Source organism: Winslowiella arboricola, from assembly GCF_025527015.1.
Taxonomy (GTDB): Bacteria; Pseudomonadota; Gammaproteobacteria; order Enterobacterales; family Enterobacteriaceae; genus Erwinia; species Erwinia arboricola.
This window is the reverse complement of record NZ_JAODIM010000039.1, coordinates 30,036-50,158: the sequence shown is the minus strand read 5'-3', so window position 1 is coordinate 50,158 and position 20,123 is coordinate 30,036. Positions and strand designations below refer to the sequence as shown.

The following is a 20,123-nucleotide window of genomic DNA, read 5'->3' as shown; positions in this document are numbered from 1 at the left end:
CATAGCTCATAATGTCGTCCCGCTTTCGTCGTGCAGACAGATGCCGACGAAAATATTACAGCTTTGTTTGTAGCACAGCTTTCAACAAGTGTCTCCTGTTGTCTCGTTTCAGCATGACCTGCGTCGCTCTCGTTGCCGTTTTTCCGCTTCCGGCGTACTCTGAAGGTAACTGAATGAATTAGGGGATAATGTTATGCAGGCACGAGTCAAGTGGGTAGAAGGGCTGACATTTTTAGGAGAATCCGCATCAGGCCATCAGGTGCTGATGGATGGCAATGCGGGCGATAAAGCGCCAAGTCCAATGGAAATGGTATTGATGTCGGCAGGAGGATGCAGCGCGATTGATGTTGTCTCGATCCTGCAAAAAGGGCGCAACGATGTGACCGACTGTGAAGTTAAACTGACTTCCGAACGTCGTGAAGAAGCGCCGCGTATTTTTACCCATATCAACCTGCACTTTATTGTTAGCGGCAAGGCCCTGAGCGACAAAGCGGTAGCGCGTGCGGTTGATCTGTCGGCAGAGAAGTACTGCTCGGTAGCAATTATGCTGGGTAAAGGGGTGGAAATGACGCATAGCTATGAAGTGATTGAGCTATAAGTTATTCGCGTCGTTGGCAGGACTCTGACCTGGTCCTGCTTTATTTTATTTATCGTATATCGTAATCACACTGTTTTCTGATATCCCAGCCGGAAGCGGATTCAGCGCCTTTGCTGCCGTTACTTGCCGTTTCCCAGTATTGCTGCCTCACCTTTCCAGCCTGGAATTTATAATCTATCGCAACTTTGGCGCCATGCCCATTACCCTGGTAGTTAGCTGCGGTGATTAAAACATCCTCCAGAGTGATACGCAGATATTCAAGTTGGCCTTCACTGGCCAGGCAGGTAGAAATTTCAACTTTTTTAATCGGTTTACCATTCGACATATAGCGCATTATCGCTGGTGTAGCCTTATCTACCATGGTATGCACATGCAGATCCTGATACTCCACGCGACCAGTGCTGCCGCCCTGGTTATTTGCCGGTTGGGTAGCGCCCCAGTCAAATGAACTGATGGCGATCCAGCCTTTATGGTTCGCATCCTGTGATTCTCCCTCGATGCCCTGGATTTTCATATAGATATCGCTATTCATCCTTGCTCCTTAGCGTTTGAGTTTAGTTATAGTGGCTTTGCTGATAACTATGTATCTTCTCAGAATTTGAGTTTATAGCTTTCCCCGGTTTGATTGTTTTCAACGTGAAGGATGTTTTCTTGATTATAATGAAACATGGTTTCGCGCTGATGATAGTTGTAGCTGATTTGCAGTGGCCTGTTTTCTTTATCAATACAGTTGGCCTTTACTTTCATATCATCAAAACAGATTAGATAGCCATTGCCTCTGTTTTGAATGCTGCCATCCTGATATTCAGAAACCCAGAAAGTAATATCAAAATCTTCTTTGTCAACTGGAATTTCATATTTTTTTGCTAGTGTATTTTTGTTATTATACCACCAGTTTTTTTTTCCGCGGTCAGTTATTGGAAAGTTTTTGACTATTATGTAATATCTTTTTTTATAACCTTCCAAAGAATGAACATCAACTATCTTTGTAGGTAGTAATAATTTTATACCGAACCCGGCGAAAATTATAATAATGGCTATTAATAGTAATTTATATTTTGTCAAACCAGTTACCTTCAAGAAACTTAGTTGCATTCATTTCGGTGATAAAGGGGCGGAAGCCATACCCCTCCCAACGTTGCAGAGTAAACCAGATACGGAAAATGCGAAACTGTCGATAGAACCAGTCCTTAATATCATCATCATCAAGACCAAAATGATCCTGTACGCGGTAATGGATCTCTGCCTTGTAACGATTTCCGGAAATCTTAAGTGACTTAAGCGTGATATGCGTGGCCCATGTATCATGTACGCTAATACCGAGTCCATTGATACGATCTTTAGCATTGTTAAATCTGGGTAGCGAAGATCCCCCAATCGTAGATTTAAATGTTTCAATTTGCTGAGCATGAGAGCGACTGTTTTTGCTGTTCATTATTTTTACTACCGCTTCGCGAATAGCTTGCTGGCTACTCTCCATCGAACTATGCTCAGCCAGCGCTTTGTCCAGTGCTTTATCAGTAAATTTTTCGCCATTATTGATTTGCATATGGGTAATCAATTTACGCATTATTGGCTTATATTCACCGACAAAGGAAAACGTATCAGAAAGAGAACGGAACTCATCGAATAGCAGACGCGCGCTCTGTTGGCGATCCGGGTAAGTAAAAGGATTAACCCGGGTGGAAATATCTCGTAAAGCAAAATGATGTTGCAGGCAGTTCTGCGAAAGATCGCCACAGCGCATATCGGCTGCGCCAGTATCATCCATCTTGCGTTGGGTTTGATAAATAAAAGCAGGTAAAATCAGTGCCGGGGTGGCAGGTCGCTTTCCGGTAGCGGTATTCATCAATAACATCCTGTTATTATGTGCTGTTCCCTTATTTGGCAGAAGTATATCTGCAAGTTTTTATAAATAGAACCAGCTTAAATAAAAAATAGTCGATCGGTTTCACAGGTTGAAGTTTATTATCATTGTATTGTTTGCATATTATATAAATCCGATTGAGGCAGAAGTTTCCACCTCATAGCAGAATAATTTACTCGATCTTTTTACCTTCCATCAGCCTTTTTACCAGCGGTGCCATAATTAATTCCATCGCCAGCCCCATTTTACCGCCCGGCACCACCAGGGTATTAATATGCGAAATAAACGATCCCTGCAGCATCGCCAGCAGATAAGGGAAGTCGATATCTTCCAGTCCACGGAAATGAATCACCACAAAGCTCTCATCCAGCGACGGAATATCGCGGGCGGCAAACGGGTTGGAGGTGTCTACCGTCGGTACGCGCTGGAAGTTGATATGGGTACGGGAAAACTGTGGTGTAATAAAGTTGATATAGTCTTCCATTGAACGCACCACTGAATCCATCACTGCTTCACGCGAATGGCCGCGCTCGCTGGTATCGCGCACCAGCTTCTGAATCCACTCCAGGTTAACAATCGGCACCACGCCAACCAGCAGGTCCACCTTTTCAGCGACGTTATGCTGCTGGGTGACAACGCCGCCATGCAGTCCTTCATAAAACAGCACGTCGGTGGGTTCCGGCAACGGCTGCCACGGCGTAAAGGTTCCCGGAACCTGGTTCCATGGCACTGCTTCATCGTAGGTATGCAGATATTTGCGTGATTTGCCGCTGCCGTTCAGGCCGTATTCGATAAACGTCTGCTCCAGCAGGCCGAAGTCATTGGCTTCCGGGCCGAAGTAGCTGATATGGCGCCCCAGATCACGTGCTTTACGAATCGCCATATCCATTTCTGGCCGGGTATAACGGTGAAAGCTGTCACCTTCAAGTTCGGCGGCGTGCAAGTTTAACTGCTGAAAAATTTTACGGAAGGCGAGGCTGGTGGTGGTGGTGCCTGCTCCACTCGAACCCGTAACGGCAATAACCGGATGCCTGGCTGACATAGTTAGCTCCCTGTGAAGATGCGGGCGATGTGCATTGTTAACACGATTTGCACCGTAAAGTCATCAGGCCGCTTAATCGCGTAGCTGAGTGCGGGGCATGATATTGACGGTTTCATGCAGTTCGGACCAGACCAGCACAATTTCACCGTTTTTCAGCTGGCGGCGCACATCTTCCACTTTTCCGGCCAGTGAGCGCTCCTGCTCGCCGTAATCGGTGCCTTCACGCAGCACAAAGGATTCAATCAGATTTTCCAGCGCCTCGGGCGTCAGTTGTTGCCAGGGAATAATCACAGCTTAGTTATCCAGGTAGTAAGAGAGCCAGTGTGGAATGCGTTGTTCCAGCCACATTTCGGGTTTGCGCAGCGTACCGGCGACAAAGCCGACGTGGCCGCCGTTTTCCGTTAGTTGATACTCAATATTAGCAGGTAGCGTGGCGAGATCGGGGATCACTTCGCCAGTCATAAACGGATCGTCTTTGGCATGGATGATTAACAGCGGCTTACACACTGCGGGTAACAACGGCAGCGCGCTACAGCGCCGGTAGTAGTCGGTGGCGTCGCTAAAACCATGCGCGCGTGCGGTAATCGCATCGTCGAAATCGCGTAATTTTCTTAGCGCTTTGAGTTGCGGTAAATCCACCGGCAGGGTGCCTGGCCAGCGCAGCAGCTTACGTTCGGCGTTCTGCTTTAGCAGATTAAGCAGGTAGCGCTGATAAACCCGCGAGAATCCCTGCTCCAGCCGGATACTGCAAGGTTCCAGCATCAGTGGCGCTGATACCACCACTGCTGCATCCAGCAAACAGTTCTCGCCCTGTTCACCCAGCAAACAGGCCAGCATATTGCCGCCCAGCGAAATACCCACGGCAGCGGTGGGAGCCTTGCCCCAGCTGTCGCGCAGCCATTGCAAAAAGTAGCTGGCATCGCTGGTTTCACCCGAGTGATAGATCCGACGCAGACGGTTAGGTTCTCCGCTGCAACCGCGAAAATGCATTACCACCCCGAGCCAGCCGCGATCTTTCCATGTCTGTAATAAACCGTGGGCATACGGGCTGTGAAAACTGCCTTCCAGACCATGAAACAGCACCACGCGTGGCTTATCCTGCGCCTGTGCCGGGTCTTCGCTCCAGGCTAAATCAATAAAATCGCCATCAGGCAACTCCAGCCGCTGCCAGTGCGGTTGCAGAGTAATACGTCGCCGAATCAGGCGCGGCAACAGAGTCTGCAGATGCGGGTTGCCGAAGCCGGAGATAGGCACAAAGGCATCATTACCGGCGGGAGGAATATTTATCTTCAGAAGGCTTGTACGATCCATATCACACTGTTAGCTTCGATGCGTTGGCAACTGTTTGGGGGTGAGGAGCACCCGTTTCATGGAACTGAGTCTTTTTCTGTCGATGCTGGGTTTTTTGTGGGTCGCCGCGATTACCCCAGGCCCTAATAATATGTTACTTACCGCTTCCGGCGCCAATTTCGGTTTCCTGCGTTCTCTGCCGCTGATGATTGGCATTATGCTGGGCATGCAGGCGATGCTGCTGCTGGTGGCGTTTGGCGTGGGTGGCTTGCTGCTGCTCTATCCATCGCTGCATCTTATCCTGAAAATCGCCGGTAGCCTTTATCTGTTATGGCTGGCGTGGAAAATCGGCACTGCAAGCTATGAAAAGCTGGAAACCGGCGATGGTCCGGCGGCGCCGATGCCGTTCTGGCAGGGTGGGCTGTTGCAGCTGATTAACCCGAAGGCGTGGCTGATGGCGTTGGGCGCTGTAGCCAGTTTTAGCCTGGCGGGTGACGCTTATCGCAGCTCGGTGATTGCCATCAGTATTGGCATCGTGTCGGTGAATCTTATCTCCGGGGTGATCTGGCTGGGTTTCGGCACCCTTATTGGCCGCATTTTACGCAGCCGCCGCGCCTGGGCGATATTTAATATCTCAATGGGGATGCTGACCGCCGCCTGTGTGCTGTTGATCTGGCATTAATTCAGGCGGAACCGCGTTCCACCAGCTTCCAGTCCAGCACTTCATGAACCACCGCCACGCGGTGGTTTTTTATGCGCGCCAGCAGCAGCTGCACACTGCGCACCCCCAGCTGATGCATCGGCTGTTCAATGGTGGTCAGCGGCGGCGAGGTCACAGCGCTAAAGGGCACGCCATCGAAACCCATCACTGCCAGATCCTGCGGCACGGTTAAACCGGCCCGACGCGCAGAGTGCAGGGCGCCACCGGCCAGCACATCGGATACGGCAAAGATCGCATCCGGCGGCTGCGGCAGTTGCAGCAGCCGCGTCATCGCCGCACAGCCAGCGTTATAGTCCACTTCATCCACATATTCGACATGACACCAGCTCAACCCCAGCCCTTCCAGTGTCTCGCGATAGCCCGCTTCACGCTGGTGGGAGTAGAGATAGCGCATATCGGTATTAATCAGGGCAATGCGGCGACGCCCTTTCGCTGCCAGATGGCGTACCACCGCCGCCGCCGCCGCGCGATTATCGATAGTGACAGATGAGCCGTTGTAAGCCGGATCACCCTCGGCGCACTGTACCCACGGCGAATCGCCAATCAGCGCGGTTAAGCCGGGCAGACAGCTAATCGCATCCATGGTAATCACTCCATCCACTACTTTACCGCTTAGCAGGGCAAGATAGGCAGACTCACGCGTGGGGCGCGACTCGGAGTTGCACAGCAAAATATGATAGCCGTGTAGTTCGGCCTCTTCTTCAATGCCGCGCACCACCAGCGAACAAAACGGATTAGTAATGCCGGGAACCAGCACCAGCAGCATGCGGCTCCGGGACGTACGTAGCTGACGCGCCAGCAAATTAGGCTGGTAGTTAGATAAGGCAATAGCGGAGAGCACTTTTTCACGGGTTTCGGGTTTGACGCCGGGATGCTGATTTAACACGCGTGAAACGGTAGCCGTGGAAACCCCGGCGAGACGGGCAACTTTATCAATCGACATGCCAGACCTTATACCCTGAAATAATTACCGTGCTGAAGCGACTAGCAGTACCACAAGCGGCCAGATAACGCCTGAGATTTTGCAAATTATTTGGCTACCCGCTTATTTCACCTGGTGCATATGCAAAGCAGAAAAGCTCCTAATGCGATTTTGTGATTAAAAATAATTTTTAATTACTTTTAGCTTTGCCCACTGTCGGTTAAAAATGGCAGACAGTTAGCAGAAAATCACAATAAGCGGAGTGAAACATGGCGGGAAAATGGCGTTTATCATTGGTTGCGGCAGCATTGTCACTGGCAGCGCTGAATGCGCAGGCCGTTGATGTCACTATCGCTTACCAGACATCGGCTGAACCGGCGAAAGTCGCGCAGGCTGACAATACTTTTGCCAAAGAGAGTGGGGCAAAAGTTGACTGGCGTAAATTCGACAGCGGTTCCAGCGTAGTACGAGCGCTGGCGTCCGGCGATGTGCAGATTGGCAATATCGGCTCCAGCCCGCTGGCGGTGGCCGCCAGTCAGCAGGTGCCGATCGAGGTCTTCCTGCTGGCTTCCCAGCTTGGTAACTCCGAAGCGCTGGTGGTGAAAAAAAGCATCACCAAACCGCAGGACCTGATCGGCAAGCGCATTGCGGTGCCTTTTATCTCCACTACCCACTATAGCTTGCTGGCAGCGCTGAAACACTGGGGGATCAAACCTGGTCAGGTGCAGATTCTGAACCTGCAGCCTCCGGCGATCGCCGCCGCCTGGCAGCGTGGTGATATTGATGGTGCCTATGTCTGGGCACCAGCGGTAAACGAACTGGAAAAAGAGGGCCATGTGCTGACCGATTCGGCGCAGGTGGGGCAGTGGGGTTCGCCAACGCTCGACGTCTGGGTGGTGCGCAAAGATTTCGCCCAACAGCATCCTGAGGTGGTGACGGCCTTTGCCCGCAGCGCGCTGGCGGCGCAGAAAGCCTATCTGGATAACCCGGAGCAGTGGCTGAAGCAGCCAGAAAACCTCAGCAAGCTGTCGCGTCTGAGTGGCGTGCCTGATGAGCAGGTGCCGGGGCTGGTGAAAGGCAATACCTATCTGACCGCCGCCCAGCAGGTTACTCAGCTGGCGCAGCCGGTGGATAAAGCGATTCTCGACACCGCGCAGTTTTTGAAAGAGCAGGGCAAAGTACCGCAGGTCGCCAGCGATTATCGTGATTACGTCACCGATCGCTTTGTTAAACCACTGGCTGAACAGTAAGGCGCGCCCGTGTTATCCGTCTCTAATTTGCATGCCCGTTACGACGGCCAGCTGGCGTTGCAGGATATCAATTTGTCGATTGATTCCGGTGAGCTGCTGGTGGTGCTGGGGCCATCCGGCTGTGGCAAAACCACGCTACTGAATCTTATCGCCGGTTTTTTACCGGCGGAATCCGGCAGTATCACGCTGGATGGCCAGCCGATTAACGGTCCGGGTGCTGAACGCGGTGTGGTGTTCCAGCATGAAGGCTTACTGCCATGGCGTAATGTGCTCGATAACGTGGCGTTTGGTCTGCAACTGGCTGGCGTGGCGAAAAACGAACGGCGCGCCATTGCGCAGCGCATGCTGAAGAAGGTCGGGCTGGAAGGGGCGGAGAAACGCTTTATCTGGCAGCTTTCCGGCGGTATGCGCCAGCGTGTCGGAATAGCACGCGCACTGGCTGCCGATCCGCAATTGCTGCTGCTCGACGAACCGTTTGGCGCGCTGGATGCCTTTACCCGTGAACAGATGCAGGAGCTGCTGCTGACGCTGTGGCGCGATAGTGGTAAGCAGGTGCTGCTGATTACCCATGATATTGAAGAAGCGGTGTTTCTCGCCAGCGAACTGGTGCTGTTATCACCGGGGCCGGGACGCATTATCGAACGTCTGTCGCTGGATTTTGGTCGTCGCTATGCGGCAGGCGAATCCTGCCGGGCGATTAAGTCCGATCCCGAATTTATCGCCCGGCGCGAATATGTGCTCAGCCAGGTATTTCAGCAGCGTGAGGTATTCTTATGAGTTCGCTGATTAATGACAAACTTGCCAGCCAGCGATCGCGCAGGCGCTGGCCGCTGTCGCATCAACTGACGCTGAGCATAATTACCCTGCTGGTGCTGTTAGCTGTCTGGTGGGGCGTGACCGCGCTGAAGCTGATTAGTCCGCTGTTTCTGCCGGCGCCGCAGCAGGTGCTGCATCAGCTGCTGACCGTCGCCAGCGCGCAGGGCTTTATGGATGCCACCTTGTGGCAGCATCTTGGCGCCAGCCTGACACGTATTCTGATTGCGCTGTTTGCTGCGGCGCTGATTGGCATTCCGGTGGGTATCGCCATGGGACTGAATGCCACGGTGCGCGGCATTCTTGACCCGCTAATTGAACTCTATCGTCCTGTGCCGCCACTGGCCTATCTGCCGCTGATGGTGATCTGGTTTGGTATCGGCGAGACCTCGAAAATTTTACTGATCTATCTGGCGATTTTTGCGCCGGTGGCGCTCTCAGCGCTGGCCGGGGTTAAAAGCGCACAACAGGTGCGACTGCGTGCCGCGCGTTCACTTGGCGCCAGCCGCTGGCAGGTGTTGTGGTATGTGGTACTGCCGGGCGCGCTGCCGGAAATTCTCACCGGATTACGTATTGGCCTCGGCGTTGGCTGGTCGACGCTGGTGGCGGCTGAGCTGATTGCCGCCACGCGCGGACTGGGCTTTATGGTGCAATCCGCCGGTGAGTTTCTGGCCACTGATGTGGTGCTGGCAGGCATCGCGGTGATCGCCGTAATCGCTTTTACTTTAGAACTGGGTCTGCGCGCGTTACAGCGTCGTCTGACACCCTGGCATGGAGTGACACAATGAATGAACGTCTGACTATTACCGCACTTGGCCCCCATATCGGCGCGCTGGTTGAGAATCTTAATCTGAGTCGTCCGCTGAGCGATGGTCAGTTTGAGCAGCTTTATCATGCGCTGATCCGCCATCAGGTGCTGTTTTTCCGCGATCAGCCATTAACGCCACACCAGCAACGGGCGCTGGCCGCGCGTTTTGGCGATCTGCATATCCACCCGGTTTATCCGCATGCCGAAGATGTCGAAGAGATTATTGTGCTGGATACTCATGACAATAATCCGCCGGATAACGATAACTGGCATACCGATGTGACCTTTATCGAAACCCCGCCGGCGGGTGCGATTCTGGCGGCGAAGCATTTGCCGGAAACCGGTGGCGATACGCTGTGGGCCAGTGGGATTGCGGCGTATCAGGCGCTGTCGGCGCCGATTAAGACCCTGTTAAGCGGGTTGCAGGCGGAGCATGACTTCACCAAATCGTTCCAGGAGTTTAAACATCGCGGCAGTGAAGAGGAGCATGCGCGCTGGAGAAAAGCGGTGGCCAGTAATCCGCCGCTGCTGCATCCGGTGGTGCGTACGCATCCGGTCAGTGGCAAACAGGCGCTGTTTGTTAACGAAGGCTTTACCACGCGAATTGTGGATTTGAGCCAGAAGGAGAGTGATGCGCTGCTGGGCTTCCTGTTCGCGCATATCACCAAACCGGAGTTTCAGGTGCGCTGGCGCTGGCAGCAGGATGATGTGGCTATCTGGGACAACCGGGTAACCCAGCATTATGCCAATGCGGATTATATGCCGCAGCGACGTATTATGCATCGTGCGACTATTCTCGGTGATAAGCCTTATTACCGCGCGGATTGAAGCAGAGGGCGGCGAGAACGCCGTCATTACGGCAGGTGCAAATCATTAACACGGGCGGCGATAACGCCGCCCCTACGCTCAATTGATGTAGGGGCGGCGTTATCGCCGCCCGTTAAACCATTAATTACTCCGCCAGCATCTGCTCCAGCTGCTCCTGGGCATCCAGCCATGCCATTTCACACTCTTCCAGCGCCGACTTGCTCTCTGCCTGACTTTGCAGCGCAGCGGTTAAATCCGCTTTGCGGCTCTGTTCATAGATCGCTGAGTCGGCGAGCTTCTCTTCAGCGGCGGCCAGCTGGGCGTTCAGCTTCTCCATCTGCTTTTCCAGCTGTGTGATCTGTTTACGCAGCGGCTGAGTCTGGGTGCGCAGTTCCGCTTCGCGTCGCTTCTGATCTTTACGTGACTGGGCGCTGTTGCCATTCTCCAGCTTCGGCGCGGCATCCTGCTGTGCTTGCTGTTTCTGCAGGTCGCTCAGCCACTGCTGATAATCTTCGAGATCACCTTCGAAGGTTTCGACTTTACCGTCATGCACCAGATAGAGGTCGTCGGTAGTGGAGCGCAGCAGATGGCGGTCATGCGAAACCACGACCAGTGCGCCTTCAAAGTCGATCAGCGCTTCGGTCAGCGCCTGACGCATATCCAGATCAAGGTGGTTGGTCGGTTCATCAAGCAGCAGCAGGTTAGGGCGCTGCCAGACAATCAGCGCCAGCACCAGCCGCGCTTTTTCACCACCGGAGAAGCGCTCAGTAATTTCCGTTACCTGATCGCCACGGAAGCCGAAGCCGCCAAGGTAGTCACGCAGCTGTTGTTCCAGCACTTTCGGCGCCAGACGTGACAAATGTTGTAACGGTGATTCATCTGCGCGTAAGAATTCCAGCTGATGCTGAGCGAAGTAGCCGAGCTTGATGCCTTTCGCCAGCCCGATATCACCCTGCAACGGCGCCAGTTCACCGGCCAGCATTTTGATTAGCGTCGATTTGCCCGCGCCGTTGCGGCCCAGCAGGCCAATGCGCGAACCCGGCACCAGGTTCAGCTTGATGGAGTTAAGGATCACCCGATCGCCGTAGCCAGCGCTGACCTTCTCCATCTTCAGTAACGGATTAGGCAGGCTTTCCGGTTCGCGGAAGCTGAAGGTGAAGGGGTTATCAACATGCGCCGGGGCAATCAGCTCCATACGTTCCAGCATCTTGATACGACTCTGCGCCTGTTTCGCCTTGGTGGCCTGGGCGCGGAAACGGTCAATATAGCTCTGTAAATGCGCCACTTTCTCTTGCTGATGCTCAAACAGCGACTGCTGTTGCGCCAGCTTGGTGGCACGCTGACGTTCAAACGAGCTGTAGTTGCCGGTGTACTCGTACAGGCTCTGCTGTTCGATATGCAGAATTTTATCCACCACCGGATCGAGGAAGTCACGGTCATGCGAAATCAGGATCAGGGTGCCGGGATAGCTTTTCAGCCAGCGCTCGAGCCAGATCACCGCGTCGAGATCGAGGTGGTTGGTCGGTTCATCAAGCAACAGCAGATCGGAGCGGCACAGCAGCGCCTGTGCCAGATTGAGGCGCATACGCCAGCCACCGGAGAAATCGCTGACCGGGCGTTGCAGCTGTTCCTGGCTAAAACCTAAACCATGCAGCAGGCTGGAAGCGCGCGACTGGATGGTCCACGCCTGAATCGCATCCAGCTTGCCATGCAGGGTGGCGATAGCATGGCCGTCGTTGATGTCATTGGCGTGCTGTAATTCAGCTTCCAGCTGACGAAATTCACGATCGCCATCGATAACATACTCAATGGCGGGCATATTCAGCGCCGGCGTTTCCTGGTTAACCCAGGCCAGCGCCCAGCCTGCCGGAAAGCTGAAATTACCCGCGTCGGCGCTTATCTCATTCTTTAGCAGCGACAGCAGGGTGGATTTTCCGCAGCCGTTTTTACCCACCAGCCCGACTTTTTGTCCCGGATTGATGGTGGCAGTAGCATTGTCCAGCAGCACGCGGATGCCGCGACGAATTTGTAACGAGGAGAATACAATCATAAGCGCCGTATCGTCAGAATATGTTAATTTATTGCATCATAATCATAATTACGGAATGACCAATTCCGTTGCGTCGTGCATGGTAGCGGAAAACACGCACTATGACGACGGCTGGAGGGGAATAGATGTCGCAGCCCGTTAAAGTTTTGCTGCTTTATGCCCACCCGGAATCACAAGATTCGATCGCTAATCGCGTTTTGTTGCAGCCGGCCGGGCAGTTAGCCAATGTCACCGTGCACGATCTTTATGCGCACTATCCTGATTTTTTTATTGATGTGAATTACGAACAGGAGCTGCTGCGCGAACATCAGGTGGTGGTGTTTCAGCACCCGCTCTATACCTATAGCTGTCCGGCGCTGCTGAAAGAGTGGCTGGATCGCGTGTTATCGCGCGGTTTTGCCAGCGGCGTGGATGGCAACGTGCTGGAAGGAAAATACTGGCGCAGCGTGGTGACTACCGGTGAGCCAGAAGCCGCCTACCATCAGGAGGGCCTTAATCGCTATCCGATGTCAGAGATTATGCGTCCCTTTGAGCTGACGGCGCAGATGTGCCGTATGCACTGGATGACGCCGATGTTTATCTATTGGGCGCGTCGTCAGACCCCGGAAGTGATGAAGAATTATGCGCGGGCTTACAGTGACTGGCTGGCGTCGCCGTTGCCGCATGGAGGTTTATAAATGGAAGGACAAACCCTTCTGACTGCCGGAGTACTCTATCTTTTTGCCGCAGTGGTTGCGGTGCCGATTGCCGCGCGACTGGGCATTGGTGCGGTACTCGGCTATTTGCTGGCCGGCATCGCGATTGGACCATGGGGATTAGGTTTTATCAGCGACGTTGAGGAGATTCTGCACTTCTCTGAACTCGGCGTGGTGTTCCTGATGTTTATTATCGGCCTTGAGCTTAATCCTTCCAAGCTTTGGCAGTTACGCCGTTCAATCTTTGGCGTCGGGGCGGCGCAGGTGATTTTCAGCGCCGCGGTGCTGGGCGGTTTGCTGTGGCTGACTGATTTCTCCTGGCAGGCGGCAATGATCGGCGGTATTGGCCTGGCGATGTCTTCCACCGCCATGGCGCTGCAGCTGATGCGCGATAAGGGTATGAACCGCAACGAATCCGGGCAGCTGGGGTTCTCCGTGCTGCTGTTCCAGGATATCGCGGTGATCCCGGCGCTGGCGCTGGTGCCGCTGCTGGCTGGCGGCGATAGCGGCCATATTGACTGGCTGAAGGTCGGTATGAAGGTGCTGGCGTTTGTCGGCATGCTGATTGGCGGACGCTTTTTGCTGCGGCCGATTTTCCGCTTTATTGCCGCTTCTGGCGTGCGTGAAGTATTTACTGCCGCGGCGCTGCTGCTGGTGCTGGGTTCGGCGCTGTTTATGGATCTGCTCGGCGTCTCAATGGCGCTGGGCACCTTTATCGCCGGGATCCTGCTGGCGGAGAGTGAGTATCGCCATGAGCTGGAGATCGCCATTGAGCCTTTTAAAGGCCTGCTGCTCGGTTTGTTCTTTATTTCAGTCGGGATGGCGCTGAATCTCGGGGTGCTTTACACCCATATTATTGAAATCCTGATCGGTGTGGTCGCGCTGGTGGCGGTGAAGATCGCCGTGCTGTATGTGTTATCACGTATCTACGGCCTGCGCAGTTCTGAACGCCTCCAGTTCGCCGGTGTGCTTAGCCAGGGCGGCGAGTTTGCTTTTGTGCTGTTTTCTGCCGCGTCCTCGGCGAAAATGTTTAGCGGCGATCAACTGCCATTACTGCTGGTGACGGTGACACTGTCGATGATGACTACGCCGCTGCTGATGCAGGGCATCGACAGAATCCTGACGCGCCGCTTTAATGAGGCGGACGACCACGATGAAAAACCTTTTGTCGAAGACGATAAACCCCAGGTGATTGTGGTGGGCTTTGGCCGCGTCGGACAGGTGGTGGGGCGCTTGCTGATGGCGAATAAAAAACGCATCACCGTGCTGGAGCGCGATATCAGTGCCGTCAGTCTGATGCGTAAGTACGGCTATAAAGTATACTATGGTGATGCAACCGAGCTGGAGCTGCTGCGTGCCGCGGGTGCGGAAAGCGCGCAGTCGATTGTGATTACCTGCAATGAGCCTGAAGACGCGATGACTATCGTCCATTTGTGCCATCAGCATTTTCCGCAACTGCAGATTATCGCCCGCGCCCGGGGCCGTGTTGAGGCGCATGAACTGTTGCAGGCGGGTGTGACGCAATTCTCGCGTGAAACCTTCTCCAGTGCGCTGGAGCTGGGTCGCAAAGCGTTAATGACCGTCGGCATGCATCCGCATCAGGCGCTTCGTGCTCAGCAGCACTTCCGCCGTCTGGATATGCGTATGCTGCGTGAGCTGATGCCAAATCACGGCGACAGCGCGCAAATTTCGCGGGTGAAAGAAGCCCGGCGTGAACTGGAGGATATTTTCCAGACCGAGATGCAGCATGAGCGGCGACAGTATGATGGCTGGGACGAATTCGAGTAGGAATAAACATGCGTAAACGTTTTATTGCCGGTGCGGTTTGTCCGCACTGCCAGGAAAAAGATACTCTCGCATTGTGGCGCGAAAACAATGTTGATGTCGTTGAATGTGTAAAGTGCGGCCATCAGATGCGTGAAGCGGATAAGCAGGTACGCGATCAGGTTCGCACTAATGAGCAAGTGATCGGTATTTTTCATCCAGAGTAGCGTAATACCCCAGCTTTTTTTAAGCTTAAGCGTACAGCGGGATTGAATTCCGTTACAATCGGCGCAATTAAGAACCTCTCTGGTTGGTATTATTGCACGCAAAAATAGACCAATGAGGCAGGATCAACGTTCTCAACGGTTAGGAGATATCATGAAAGTAGCAAAAGACCTGGTGGTAAGCCTGGCCTATCAAGTTCGTACAGAAGACGGTGTATTGGTTGACGAGTCTCCGGTGAGCGCACCGCTGGACTATCTGCACGGTCATGGTTCCCTGATTTCTGGTCTGGAAAAAGCACTGGAAGATCACGTGGTTGGCGATAAATTTGATGTGCATATCGCGTCAAACGATGCTTACGGCCAGTACGATGACAATCTGGTGCAGCGTGTACCAAAAGACGTGTTCATGGGCGTCGACGAGCTGCAGGTTGGCATGCGCTTCCTGGCGGAAACCGATCAGGGCCCGGTACCCGTAGAAATCACTGAAGTTGAAGATGAGCATGTGGTGGTTGATGGTAACCATATGCTGGCGGGTCAGAACCTGAACTTCAACGTTGAAGTGATGGCGATTCGCGAAGCAACTGCGGATGAGCTGGCTCATGGCCATGTTCACGGCGAAGGTGGTCATCATCACGACCATGACCATGATCACGACCATGATCACGGTAACGGCGGTTGCGGTACCGGCGGTTGTGGCTGTAGCCACTAATAAAAATGGTCGCTTCGGCGGCCTTTTTTATTTGGGCGGCGAAAACGGCGGTGCTGCCGCCGATGATAATCTTCAACACGGGCGGCGTTCTCGCCGCCCGTGCCGGTTAATAATGCGGTGGTGGCACTTCTTCGGATTGCGAGGCAATCATCGATGGTGCCGCCGCCTTCAGCTTATCCAGCATCAGACGTAACTGTTCACGCATCTTCGCCATCTCCAGCTCATGCTGCACCACCGTCTGATTCAGCTCATCAATGGTGTGCTCCTGAAAAGCCAGTTTGCTTTCCAGCATCTCCAGCCGCTGTTCAAACAATGATTGTTGCATACTATTTCCTCTTGTTACCGCATGCGAATCACATGGCGGCGAATCGTCTGATTCTAACGGCAAAAGCATGGCTTTCACCAGGTAAAAGCAGCTAATTTCGCCATAACGATTGAAAAAGATGGATGTCGTCTATACGTACTCTTTGAAACTTAACGGCATTACAACAGTCGTAGGTTAACTTAGTAATTTTGTTGCGAGAGTAGGTAGTTTCTTCGCGCACAGTTATAGTACTGACCGAAAGGTTAAAAATTATTCCCGAGGTGAGAGGCTTCGGTTTTGGAGAAATGGATGAAATCACTGTTTAAAGTCACATTGTTAGCCACCACCATGGCCGTAGCGCTGAATGCACCGCTGGCAATGGCTGCAGAAACTGCACCTGCTCAAGAAACTGCACCTGCTCAACAGGCCGCGCCTCAGGCTCCGAAGAATGCTGCGTTTAAAAATGAAGACCAGCAGTCCGCTTATGCACTGGGTGCATCGCTGGGTCGCTACATGGAAAACTCTCTGAAAGAACAAGAGAAACTGGGCATTGCACTGGATAAAGATCAGCTGATCTCCGGTGTCCAGGATGCGTTTTCCGGTAAAAGCAAACTCACCGATAAAGAGATTGAGCAAACCCTGCAATCTTTTGAAGGCCGTGTGAAGGGCGCCGCTCAGGCGAAGATGGAAAAAGACGCGAAAGAGAACGCCGGTAAAGGCGAAGCTTATGCGGCTAAATTCGCCAAAGAGAAAGGCGTGAAGAAAACTGAGTCCGGCCTGCTGTATCAGGTTGAGAAAGAAGGCAGCGGTGATGCGCCAAAAGACAGCGATACCGTTGTAGTGAATTATAAAGGTACGCTGACCGACGGTACCGAATTCGATAACTCTTACACCCGTGGTGAGCCGCTCTCTTTCCGTCTTGACGGCGTGATCCCTGGCTGGACCGAAGGCCTGAAGCATGTCAAGAAAGGCGGCAAAATCAAGCTGGTGATCCCACCAAACCTGGCTTACGGTAAAAATGGCGTTCCGGGTATTCCGGCTAACTCCACGCTGGTGTTTGACGTAGAGCTGCTGGATATCAAACCAGCACCTAAAGTCGACGCTCAGGCGCCAGCTCCGGCAGAGAAACCTGCTGCTCAGTAATTTCTGACCAGTCGTTTCGTGTCTGTAAAAACCGCCGCAATCGCTGCGGCGGTTCTGTTTTTATGCCCTGACGCGCACAGTTTGAGTGATTCTGCGCAATTAGCAACAAAGGCCAGGACACAGCTTTCCCTGATTTGCTAAACTATCAGTCGCGCAAAATTCTGTATGTTGAGTCTGCCCAGGCCGCGCTGAGACAGGCTCCAGCCAATATTAGGGTGTCTCTTCCATGTCTAATCCATTCAGTCCCGGTGAGTTGATCGAATCAGACTTACTGGAGCAACGGCCATTTATTCAGACCGACCACGATATTCTGCAGTCGTATGAAGCGGTGGTTGATGGTCTGGCGATGCTGATCGGCTCACATTGTGAAATCGTCCTGCATTCGCTGGAGGATTTGAAATGTTCGGCTGTGCGCATCGCTAACGGCGAGCATACCGGCCGCAAAGTCGGCTCGCCAATTACCGACCTCGCCCTGCGTATGCTGCACGATATGACCGGCGCTGACAGTAATGTGTCAAAAGCCTATTTTACCCGCGCTAAAAGCGGGGTGCTGATGAAGTCAGTGACTATCGCGATTCGCAATCGTGAGGAGCGGGTGATCGGGCTGCTGTGCATCAATATGAATCTGGACGTGCCGTTCTCACAGATTATGTCGACCTTTATGCCGCCAGAAATCAAAGAGGTGGCTTCATCCGTTAACTTCGCGTCTTCGGTGGAAGATCTGGTGACGCAGACGCTGGAGTTTACGATTGAAGAGGTAAGCGCCGATCGCAATGTATCGAACAATGCCAAGAATCGCCAGATTGTGCTCAATCTGTATGAGAAGGGCATTTTCGATATCAAAGATGCGATTAATCAGGTGGCGGACCGTCTGAATATCTCCAAGCACACTGTGTATCTCTATATTCGCCAGTTTAAAAGCGGTGATTTCCAGGGCCAGGATCGTTAATGCAGTTTACCCTGTTGGTCACCGGCCCGGCCTATGGTACGCAACAGGCAAGCAGCGCCTGGCTGTTTGCCAAAGCCTTAATCGCTGCGGGGCATACGCTAAGCAGCGTGTTCTTCTATCGTGAAGGGGTGCTGAACGCCAACCAGCTGACGGCGCCAGCCAGCGATGAGTTTGACCTGGTGCGCGCCTGGCAGCAGTTGCAGGCGGAACACGGCACGGCGCTGCATATCTGTGTGGCGGCGGCGTTGCGACGTGGTGTTACCGATCAGCAGCAGGCGCAGAGCCTGGCGCTGCCTGCCGCTAATTTGCAGCCGGGTTTTCAGCTGACTGGCTTAGGTTCTCTGGCGGAAGCGGCGTTAAGCTGTGAACGACTGGTGCAGTTCTGATGAATTCAATCGCGTTTATCTTTACCCGCGCGCCCCATGGCACCAGTGCCGGACGTGAAGGGCTGGATGCGGTGCTGGCGACTTCCGCATTGAGTGAAAACCTTGCGCTGTTTTTTATCGGCGACGGCGTGTTACAGCTTACTGCCGGTCAGCAGCCGGAGAAAATTCTCGCGCGTAATTATATCGCCACCTTTGGCGTGTTGCCGTTGTACGAGGTGGAACAGTGCTATATTTGCGCTGACTCGCTGGCCGAACGCGGATTAACGGCTGAAGATCCACGCGTGCTGCCCGTCGAGGTATTAAGCGCTGAGGCATTGCGCCAGCGGCTTGATCAGTTCGACCGTATTGTGACGTTTTAGGAAGCACCATGCTGCATACGCTGATGAATTCTCCCTTTCAGTGCGACTTCGCGCTACTGCTGCGGATGTTAAAACGCGGCGATGAGCTGTTATTACTGCAGGATGGTGTGTTAGCGGCGCTGGAAGGCAGTCAGGCGTTAACGGCGCTATTAACGGCGCCAATTACGATCTCTGTTTTGCAGGAGGACGTTGACGCGCGCGGACTTTCTGCTCAAATTTCCGCCAAGGTGACGCCAGTAAGCTATACTGAGTTCGTTGCGCTGGCGGTGAAACATCCTCAGCAAATGACCTGGTAAAACACGAAATCCTGGTTATTTCTTGACACCTTTTAAGCTCAGCCCTAAAATTCTGCGTCCTCGTGATACTGCGAGGCGATTTATCACGTGTTTACGAAGCAAAAGCAAACCCCAGGAGCTATTTAATGGCAACAGTTAACCAGCTGGTTCGCAAACCACGCGTACGCAAAGTTGCAAAGAGCAACGTGCCTGCGCTGGAAGCCTGCCCGCAAAAACGTGGTGTATGTACTCGCGTATATACTACTACTCCTAAAAAACCGAACTCCGCACTGCGTAAAGTATGTCGTGTTCGCTTAACCAATGGTTTTGAAGTTACCTCCTACATCGGTGGTGAAGGTCATAACCTGCAGGAACACTCCGTGATCCTGATCCGTGGCGGTCGTGTTAAAGACTTGCCAGGTGTGCGTTACCACACCGTTCGTGGCGCGCTGGACTGCTCAGGTGTTAAAGACCGTAAGCAATCTCGCTCCAAGTATGGTGTGAAGAAGCCAAAGGCTTAATGGTTCTCCGTTAAGTAAGGCCAAACGTTTTAAACTAAATGTCAAAATAAACTCGTAGAGTTTTGGACAATCCTGAATTAACAACGGAGTATTTCCATGCCACGTCGTCGCGTTATTGGTCAGCGTAAAATTCTGCCGGATCCTAAGTTCGGATCAGAACTGCTGGCTAAATTTGTAAATATCCTGATGGTAGACGGTAAAAAATCTACTGCTGAAGCAATCGTCTATACCGCGCTGGAGACCCTGGCTCAGCGTTCTGGTAAAAACGAACTGGAAGCTTTCGAAGTCGCTCTCGACAACGTGCGTCCGACCGTAGAAGTTAAGTCGCGCCGCGTTGGTGGTTCTACTTATCAGGTACCAGTTGAAGTCCGTCCGGTTCGTCGTAATGCTCTGGCAATGCGTTGGATCGTTGAAGCTGCTCGTAAACGCGGTGATAAATCTATGGCTTTGCGCCTGGCGAACGAACTTTCTGACGCTGCAGAGAACAAAGGTACTGCAGTTAAGAAACGTGAAGACGTTCACCGTATGGCTGAAGCCAACAAGGCGTTCGCGCACTACCGCTGGTAATAGCCACGTAGTAGTTAAGCTAACCAGGCGGGCGCTTTCAGCTAACCCGCCTGGGTTAA

At 53.1% G+C, this 20,123-nt stretch carries 26 protein-coding genes; 17 read left to right on the top strand and 9 right to left on the bottom strand.

Going from position 1 to position 20,123, the window contains the following annotated elements:
• Nucleotides 1-193 precede the first annotated feature (193 nt).
• Nucleotides 194-598 carry an OsmC family protein gene (locus tag N5923_RS08190; protein WP_267141271.1) on the top strand — a complete coding sequence of 135 codons (405 nt, stop codon included), beginning with the start codon at nt 194-196 and terminating at the stop codon, nt 596-598.
• 49 nt (nt 599-647) lie between these two features.
• Here N5923_RS08190 and N5923_RS08185 read toward each other — a convergent pair whose 3' ends face one another.
• From N5923_RS08185 to N5923_RS08160, 6 genes are all read right to left on the bottom strand, one after another.
• Complete coding sequence (locus tag N5923_RS08185; RefSeq protein WP_267141270.1) at nt 648-1,130, bottom strand: Hcp family type VI secretion system effector; 483 nt, start codon at nt 1,128-1,130, stop codon at nt 648-650.
• A gap of 59 nt (nt 1,131-1,189) precedes the next feature.
• Nucleotides 1,190-1,663 (bottom strand): DUF943 family protein, encoded by a 474-nt coding sequence (locus N5923_RS08180; RefSeq protein WP_267141269.1) that lies wholly within the window; start codon nt 1,661-1,663, stop codon nt 1,190-1,192.
• The gene (locus N5923_RS08175) at nt 1,650-2,447 is read right to left on the bottom strand and encodes a DUF3289 family protein (RefSeq protein ID WP_267141268.1); all 798 of its coding nucleotides are present in this window, start codon (nt 2,445-2,447) and stop codon (nt 1,650-1,652) included. The genes N5923_RS08180 and N5923_RS08175 overlap by 14 nt, the downstream gene beginning before the upstream one ends.
• Nucleotides 2,448-2,637: 190 nt before the next feature.
• The gene (locus tag N5923_RS08170) at nt 2,638-3,507 is read right to left on the bottom strand and encodes a phosphoribulokinase (protein WP_267141267.1); all 870 of its coding nucleotides are present in this window, start codon (nt 3,505-3,507) and stop codon (nt 2,638-2,640) included.
• A 72-nt stretch (nt 3,508-3,579) separates the two neighbouring features.
• Complete coding sequence (locus N5923_RS08165; protein ID WP_267141266.1) at nt 3,580-3,798, bottom strand: YheU family protein; 219 nt, start codon at nt 3,796-3,798, stop codon at nt 3,580-3,582.
• 3 nt (nt 3,799-3,801) lie between these two features.
• A complete protein-coding gene (locus N5923_RS08160; protein WP_267141265.1) occupies nt 3,802-4,818 on the bottom strand; it encodes a hydrolase in 1,017 nt (338 codons plus the stop codon).
• A 58-nt stretch (nt 4,819-4,876) separates the two neighbouring features.
• Between N5923_RS08160 and N5923_RS08155 the strand changes: the two genes are divergently transcribed.
• Entirely contained in the window at nt 4,877-5,479 is a 603-nt protein-coding gene (locus N5923_RS08155) for a LysE family translocator (protein WP_267141264.1), read from the top strand.
• A 1-nt stretch (nt 5,480) separates the two neighbouring features.
• On the opposite strand, the gene N5923_RS08150 is transcribed toward N5923_RS08155, so the two are convergent.
• Nucleotides 5,481-6,461 carry a LacI family DNA-binding transcriptional regulator gene (locus tag N5923_RS08150; RefSeq protein ID WP_267141263.1) on the bottom strand — a complete coding sequence of 327 codons (981 nt, stop codon included), beginning with the start codon at nt 6,459-6,461 and terminating at the stop codon, nt 5,481-5,483.
• 248 nt (nt 6,462-6,709) lie between these two features.
• Between N5923_RS08150 and tauA the strand changes: the two genes are divergently transcribed.
• Genes tauA through tauD form a run of 4 tightly spaced genes read left to right on the top strand, consistent with a single transcriptional unit; the run spans nt 6,710 to nt 10,139 of the window.
• Nucleotides 6,710-7,690, top strand: a complete 981-nt coding sequence (tauA, locus tag N5923_RS08145; protein ID WP_267141262.1) for a taurine ABC transporter substrate-binding protein — start codon at nt 6,710-6,712, stop codon at nt 7,688-7,690.
• Between the two features lie 9 nt (nt 7,691-7,699).
• Nucleotides 7,700-8,467 carry a taurine ABC transporter ATP-binding subunit gene (tauB, locus tag N5923_RS08140; protein WP_267141261.1) on the top strand — a complete coding sequence of 256 codons (768 nt, stop codon included), beginning with the start codon at nt 7,700-7,702 and terminating at the stop codon, nt 8,465-8,467.
• The gene (gene tauC, locus N5923_RS08135) at nt 8,464-9,291 is read left to right on the top strand and encodes a taurine ABC transporter permease TauC (protein ID WP_267141260.1); all 828 of its coding nucleotides are present in this window, start codon (nt 8,464-8,466) and stop codon (nt 9,289-9,291) included. The genes tauB and tauC overlap by 4 nt, the downstream gene beginning before the upstream one ends.
• Complete coding sequence (gene tauD, locus N5923_RS08130; RefSeq protein WP_267141259.1) at nt 9,288-10,139, top strand: taurine dioxygenase; 852 nt, start codon at nt 9,288-9,290, stop codon at nt 10,137-10,139. The genes tauC and tauD overlap by 4 nt, the downstream gene beginning before the upstream one ends.
• A 124-nt stretch (nt 10,140-10,263) precedes the next feature.
• Here the strand turns inward: tauD and N5923_RS08125 are convergent, their stop codons facing one another.
• Nucleotides 10,264-12,168, bottom strand: a complete 1,905-nt coding sequence (locus tag N5923_RS08125) for an ABC transporter ATP-binding protein (RefSeq protein WP_267140879.1) — start codon at nt 12,166-12,168, stop codon at nt 10,264-10,266.
• A gap of 125 nt (nt 12,169-12,293) precedes the next feature.
• Between N5923_RS08125 and kefG the strand changes: the two genes are divergently transcribed.
• The 4 genes from kefG (at nt 12,294) to slyD (ending at nt 15,560) form a co-directional block, all read left to right on the top strand.
• A complete protein-coding gene (gene kefG / locus N5923_RS08120; RefSeq protein WP_267140878.1) occupies nt 12,294-12,845 on the top strand; it encodes a glutathione-regulated potassium-efflux system ancillary protein KefG in 552 nt (183 codons plus the stop codon).
• On the top strand, nt 12,846-14,651 hold the full coding sequence (gene kefB / locus N5923_RS08115; RefSeq protein WP_267140877.1) for a glutathione-regulated potassium-efflux system protein KefB: 1,806 nt from the start codon (nt 12,846-12,848) through the stop codon (nt 14,649-14,651).
• A gap of 2 nt (nt 14,652-14,653) precedes the next feature.
• Complete coding sequence (locus tag N5923_RS08110; protein ID WP_267140881.1) at nt 14,654-14,854, top strand: YheV family putative zinc ribbon protein; 201 nt, start codon at nt 14,654-14,656, stop codon at nt 14,852-14,854.
• A gap of 151 nt (nt 14,855-15,005) precedes the next feature.
• Nucleotides 15,006-15,560: a peptidylprolyl isomerase gene (gene slyD / locus N5923_RS08105; RefSeq protein WP_267140876.1), complete on the top strand. Its 555-nt coding sequence runs from the start codon at nt 15,006-15,008 to the stop codon at nt 15,558-15,560.
• Between the two features lie 106 nt (nt 15,561-15,666).
• Here the strand turns inward: slyD and N5923_RS08100 are convergent, their stop codons facing one another.
• On the bottom strand, nt 15,667-15,885 hold the full coding sequence (locus N5923_RS08100) for a protein SlyX (protein WP_017803031.1): 219 nt from the start codon (nt 15,883-15,885) through the stop codon (nt 15,667-15,669).
• A gap of 288 nt (nt 15,886-16,173) precedes the next feature.
• Between N5923_RS08100 and fkpA the strand changes: the two genes are divergently transcribed.
• The 7 genes from fkpA (at nt 16,174) to rpsG (ending at nt 20,064) form a co-directional block, all read left to right on the top strand.
• Nucleotides 16,174-17,007, top strand: a complete 834-nt coding sequence (gene fkpA / locus N5923_RS08095; RefSeq protein ID WP_267140875.1) for an FKBP-type peptidyl-prolyl cis-trans isomerase — start codon at nt 16,174-16,176, stop codon at nt 17,005-17,007.
• Between the two features lie 226 nt (nt 17,008-17,233).
• Nucleotides 17,234-17,956 (top strand): helix-turn-helix transcriptional regulator, encoded by a 723-nt coding sequence (locus N5923_RS08090; RefSeq protein WP_017803033.1) that lies wholly within the window; start codon nt 17,234-17,236, stop codon nt 17,954-17,956.
• Nucleotides 17,956-18,342, top strand: coding sequence for a sulfurtransferase complex subunit TusD (gene tusD / locus N5923_RS08085; protein ID WP_267140874.1), 387 nt, complete (start codon nt 17,956-17,958; stop codon nt 18,340-18,342). Before N5923_RS08090 ends, tusD begins: the two co-directional genes overlap by 1 nt.
• Nucleotides 18,342-18,701: a sulfurtransferase complex subunit TusC gene (gene tusC / locus N5923_RS08080; protein WP_267140873.1), complete on the top strand. Its 360-nt coding sequence runs from the start codon at nt 18,342-18,344 to the stop codon at nt 18,699-18,701. Before tusD ends, tusC begins: the two co-directional genes overlap by 1 nt.
• An 8-nt stretch (nt 18,702-18,709) precedes the next feature.
• Nucleotides 18,710-18,997 carry a sulfurtransferase complex subunit TusB gene (tusB, locus tag N5923_RS08075; protein WP_267140872.1) on the top strand — a complete coding sequence of 96 codons (288 nt, stop codon included), beginning with the start codon at nt 18,710-18,712 and terminating at the stop codon, nt 18,995-18,997.
• 125 nt (nt 18,998-19,122) lie between these two features.
• Nucleotides 19,123-19,497: a 30S ribosomal protein S12 gene (gene rpsL, locus N5923_RS08070; protein WP_006120575.1), complete on the top strand. Its 375-nt coding sequence runs from the start codon at nt 19,123-19,125 to the stop codon at nt 19,495-19,497.
• Between the two features lie 96 nt (nt 19,498-19,593).
• Entirely contained in the window at nt 19,594-20,064 is a 471-nt protein-coding gene (gene rpsG, locus N5923_RS08065) for a 30S ribosomal protein S7 (RefSeq protein ID WP_017803037.1), read from the top strand.
• The last annotated feature ends 59 nt before the right edge of the window (nt 20,065-20,123 follow it).

What these genes read in the sequence shown, in the direction of transcription:
- tauD (WP_267141259.1), top strand. Translation starts at nt 9,288, where the DNA reads ATGAATGAACGTCTGACTATTACCGCACTTGGCCCCCATATCGGCGCG.
- N5923_RS08185 (WP_267141270.1), bottom strand. Translation starts at nt 1,130, where the DNA reads ATGAATAGCGATATCTATATGAAAATCCAGGGCATCGAGGGAGAATCA.
- tusB (WP_267140872.1), top strand. Translation starts at nt 18,710, where the DNA reads ATGCTGCATACGCTGATGAATTCTCCCTTTCAGTGCGACTTCGCGCTA.
- kefG (WP_267140878.1), top strand. Translation starts at nt 12,294, where the DNA reads ATGTCGCAGCCCGTTAAAGTTTTGCTGCTTTATGCCCACCCGGAATCA.
- N5923_RS08170 (WP_267141267.1), bottom strand. Translation starts at nt 3,507, where the DNA reads ATGTCAGCCAGGCATCCGGTTATTGCCGTTACGGGTTCGAGTGGAGCA.
- N5923_RS08125 (WP_267140879.1), bottom strand. Translation starts at nt 12,168, where the DNA reads ATGATTGTATTCTCCTCGTTACAAATTCGTCGCGGCATCCGCGTGCTG.
- N5923_RS08175 (WP_267141268.1), bottom strand. Translation starts at nt 2,447, where the DNA reads ATGAATACCGCTACCGGAAAGCGACCTGCCACCCCGGCACTGATTTTA.
- rpsL (WP_006120575.1), top strand. Translation starts at nt 19,123, where the DNA reads ATGGCAACAGTTAACCAGCTGGTTCGCAAACCACGCGTACGCAAAGTT.
- N5923_RS08150 (WP_267141263.1), bottom strand. Translation starts at nt 6,461, where the DNA reads ATGTCGATTGATAAAGTTGCCCGTCTCGCCGGGGTTTCCACGGCTACC.
- N5923_RS08160 (WP_267141265.1), bottom strand. Translation starts at nt 4,818, where the DNA reads ATGGATCGTACAAGCCTTCTGAAGATAAATATTCCTCCCGCCGGTAAT.
- tauC (WP_267141260.1), top strand. Translation starts at nt 8,464, where the DNA reads ATGAGTTCGCTGATTAATGACAAACTTGCCAGCCAGCGATCGCGCAGG.
- N5923_RS08100 (WP_017803031.1), bottom strand. Translation starts at nt 15,885, where the DNA reads ATGCAACAATCATTGTTTGAACAGCGGCTGGAGATGCTGGAAAGCAAA.
- rpsG (WP_017803037.1), top strand. Translation starts at nt 19,594, where the DNA reads ATGCCACGTCGTCGCGTTATTGGTCAGCGTAAAATTCTGCCGGATCCT.
- N5923_RS08090 (WP_017803033.1), top strand. Translation starts at nt 17,234, where the DNA reads ATGTCTAATCCATTCAGTCCCGGTGAGTTGATCGAATCAGACTTACTG.
- N5923_RS08190 (WP_267141271.1), top strand. Translation starts at nt 194, where the DNA reads ATGCAGGCACGAGTCAAGTGGGTAGAAGGGCTGACATTTTTAGGAGAA.
- fkpA (WP_267140875.1), top strand. Translation starts at nt 16,174, where the DNA reads ATGAAATCACTGTTTAAAGTCACATTGTTAGCCACCACCATGGCCGTA.
- tauA (WP_267141262.1), top strand. Translation starts at nt 6,710, where the DNA reads ATGGCGGGAAAATGGCGTTTATCATTGGTTGCGGCAGCATTGTCACTG.
- tusD (WP_267140874.1), top strand. Translation starts at nt 17,956, where the DNA reads ATGCAGTTTACCCTGTTGGTCACCGGCCCGGCCTATGGTACGCAACAG.
- N5923_RS08155 (WP_267141264.1), top strand. Translation starts at nt 4,877, where the DNA reads ATGGAACTGAGTCTTTTTCTGTCGATGCTGGGTTTTTTGTGGGTCGCC.
- kefB (WP_267140877.1), top strand. Translation starts at nt 12,846, where the DNA reads ATGGAAGGACAAACCCTTCTGACTGCCGGAGTACTCTATCTTTTTGCC.
- slyD (WP_267140876.1), top strand. Translation starts at nt 15,006, where the DNA reads ATGAAAGTAGCAAAAGACCTGGTGGTAAGCCTGGCCTATCAAGTTCGT.
- tusC (WP_267140873.1), top strand. Translation starts at nt 18,342, where the DNA reads ATGAATTCAATCGCGTTTATCTTTACCCGCGCGCCCCATGGCACCAGT.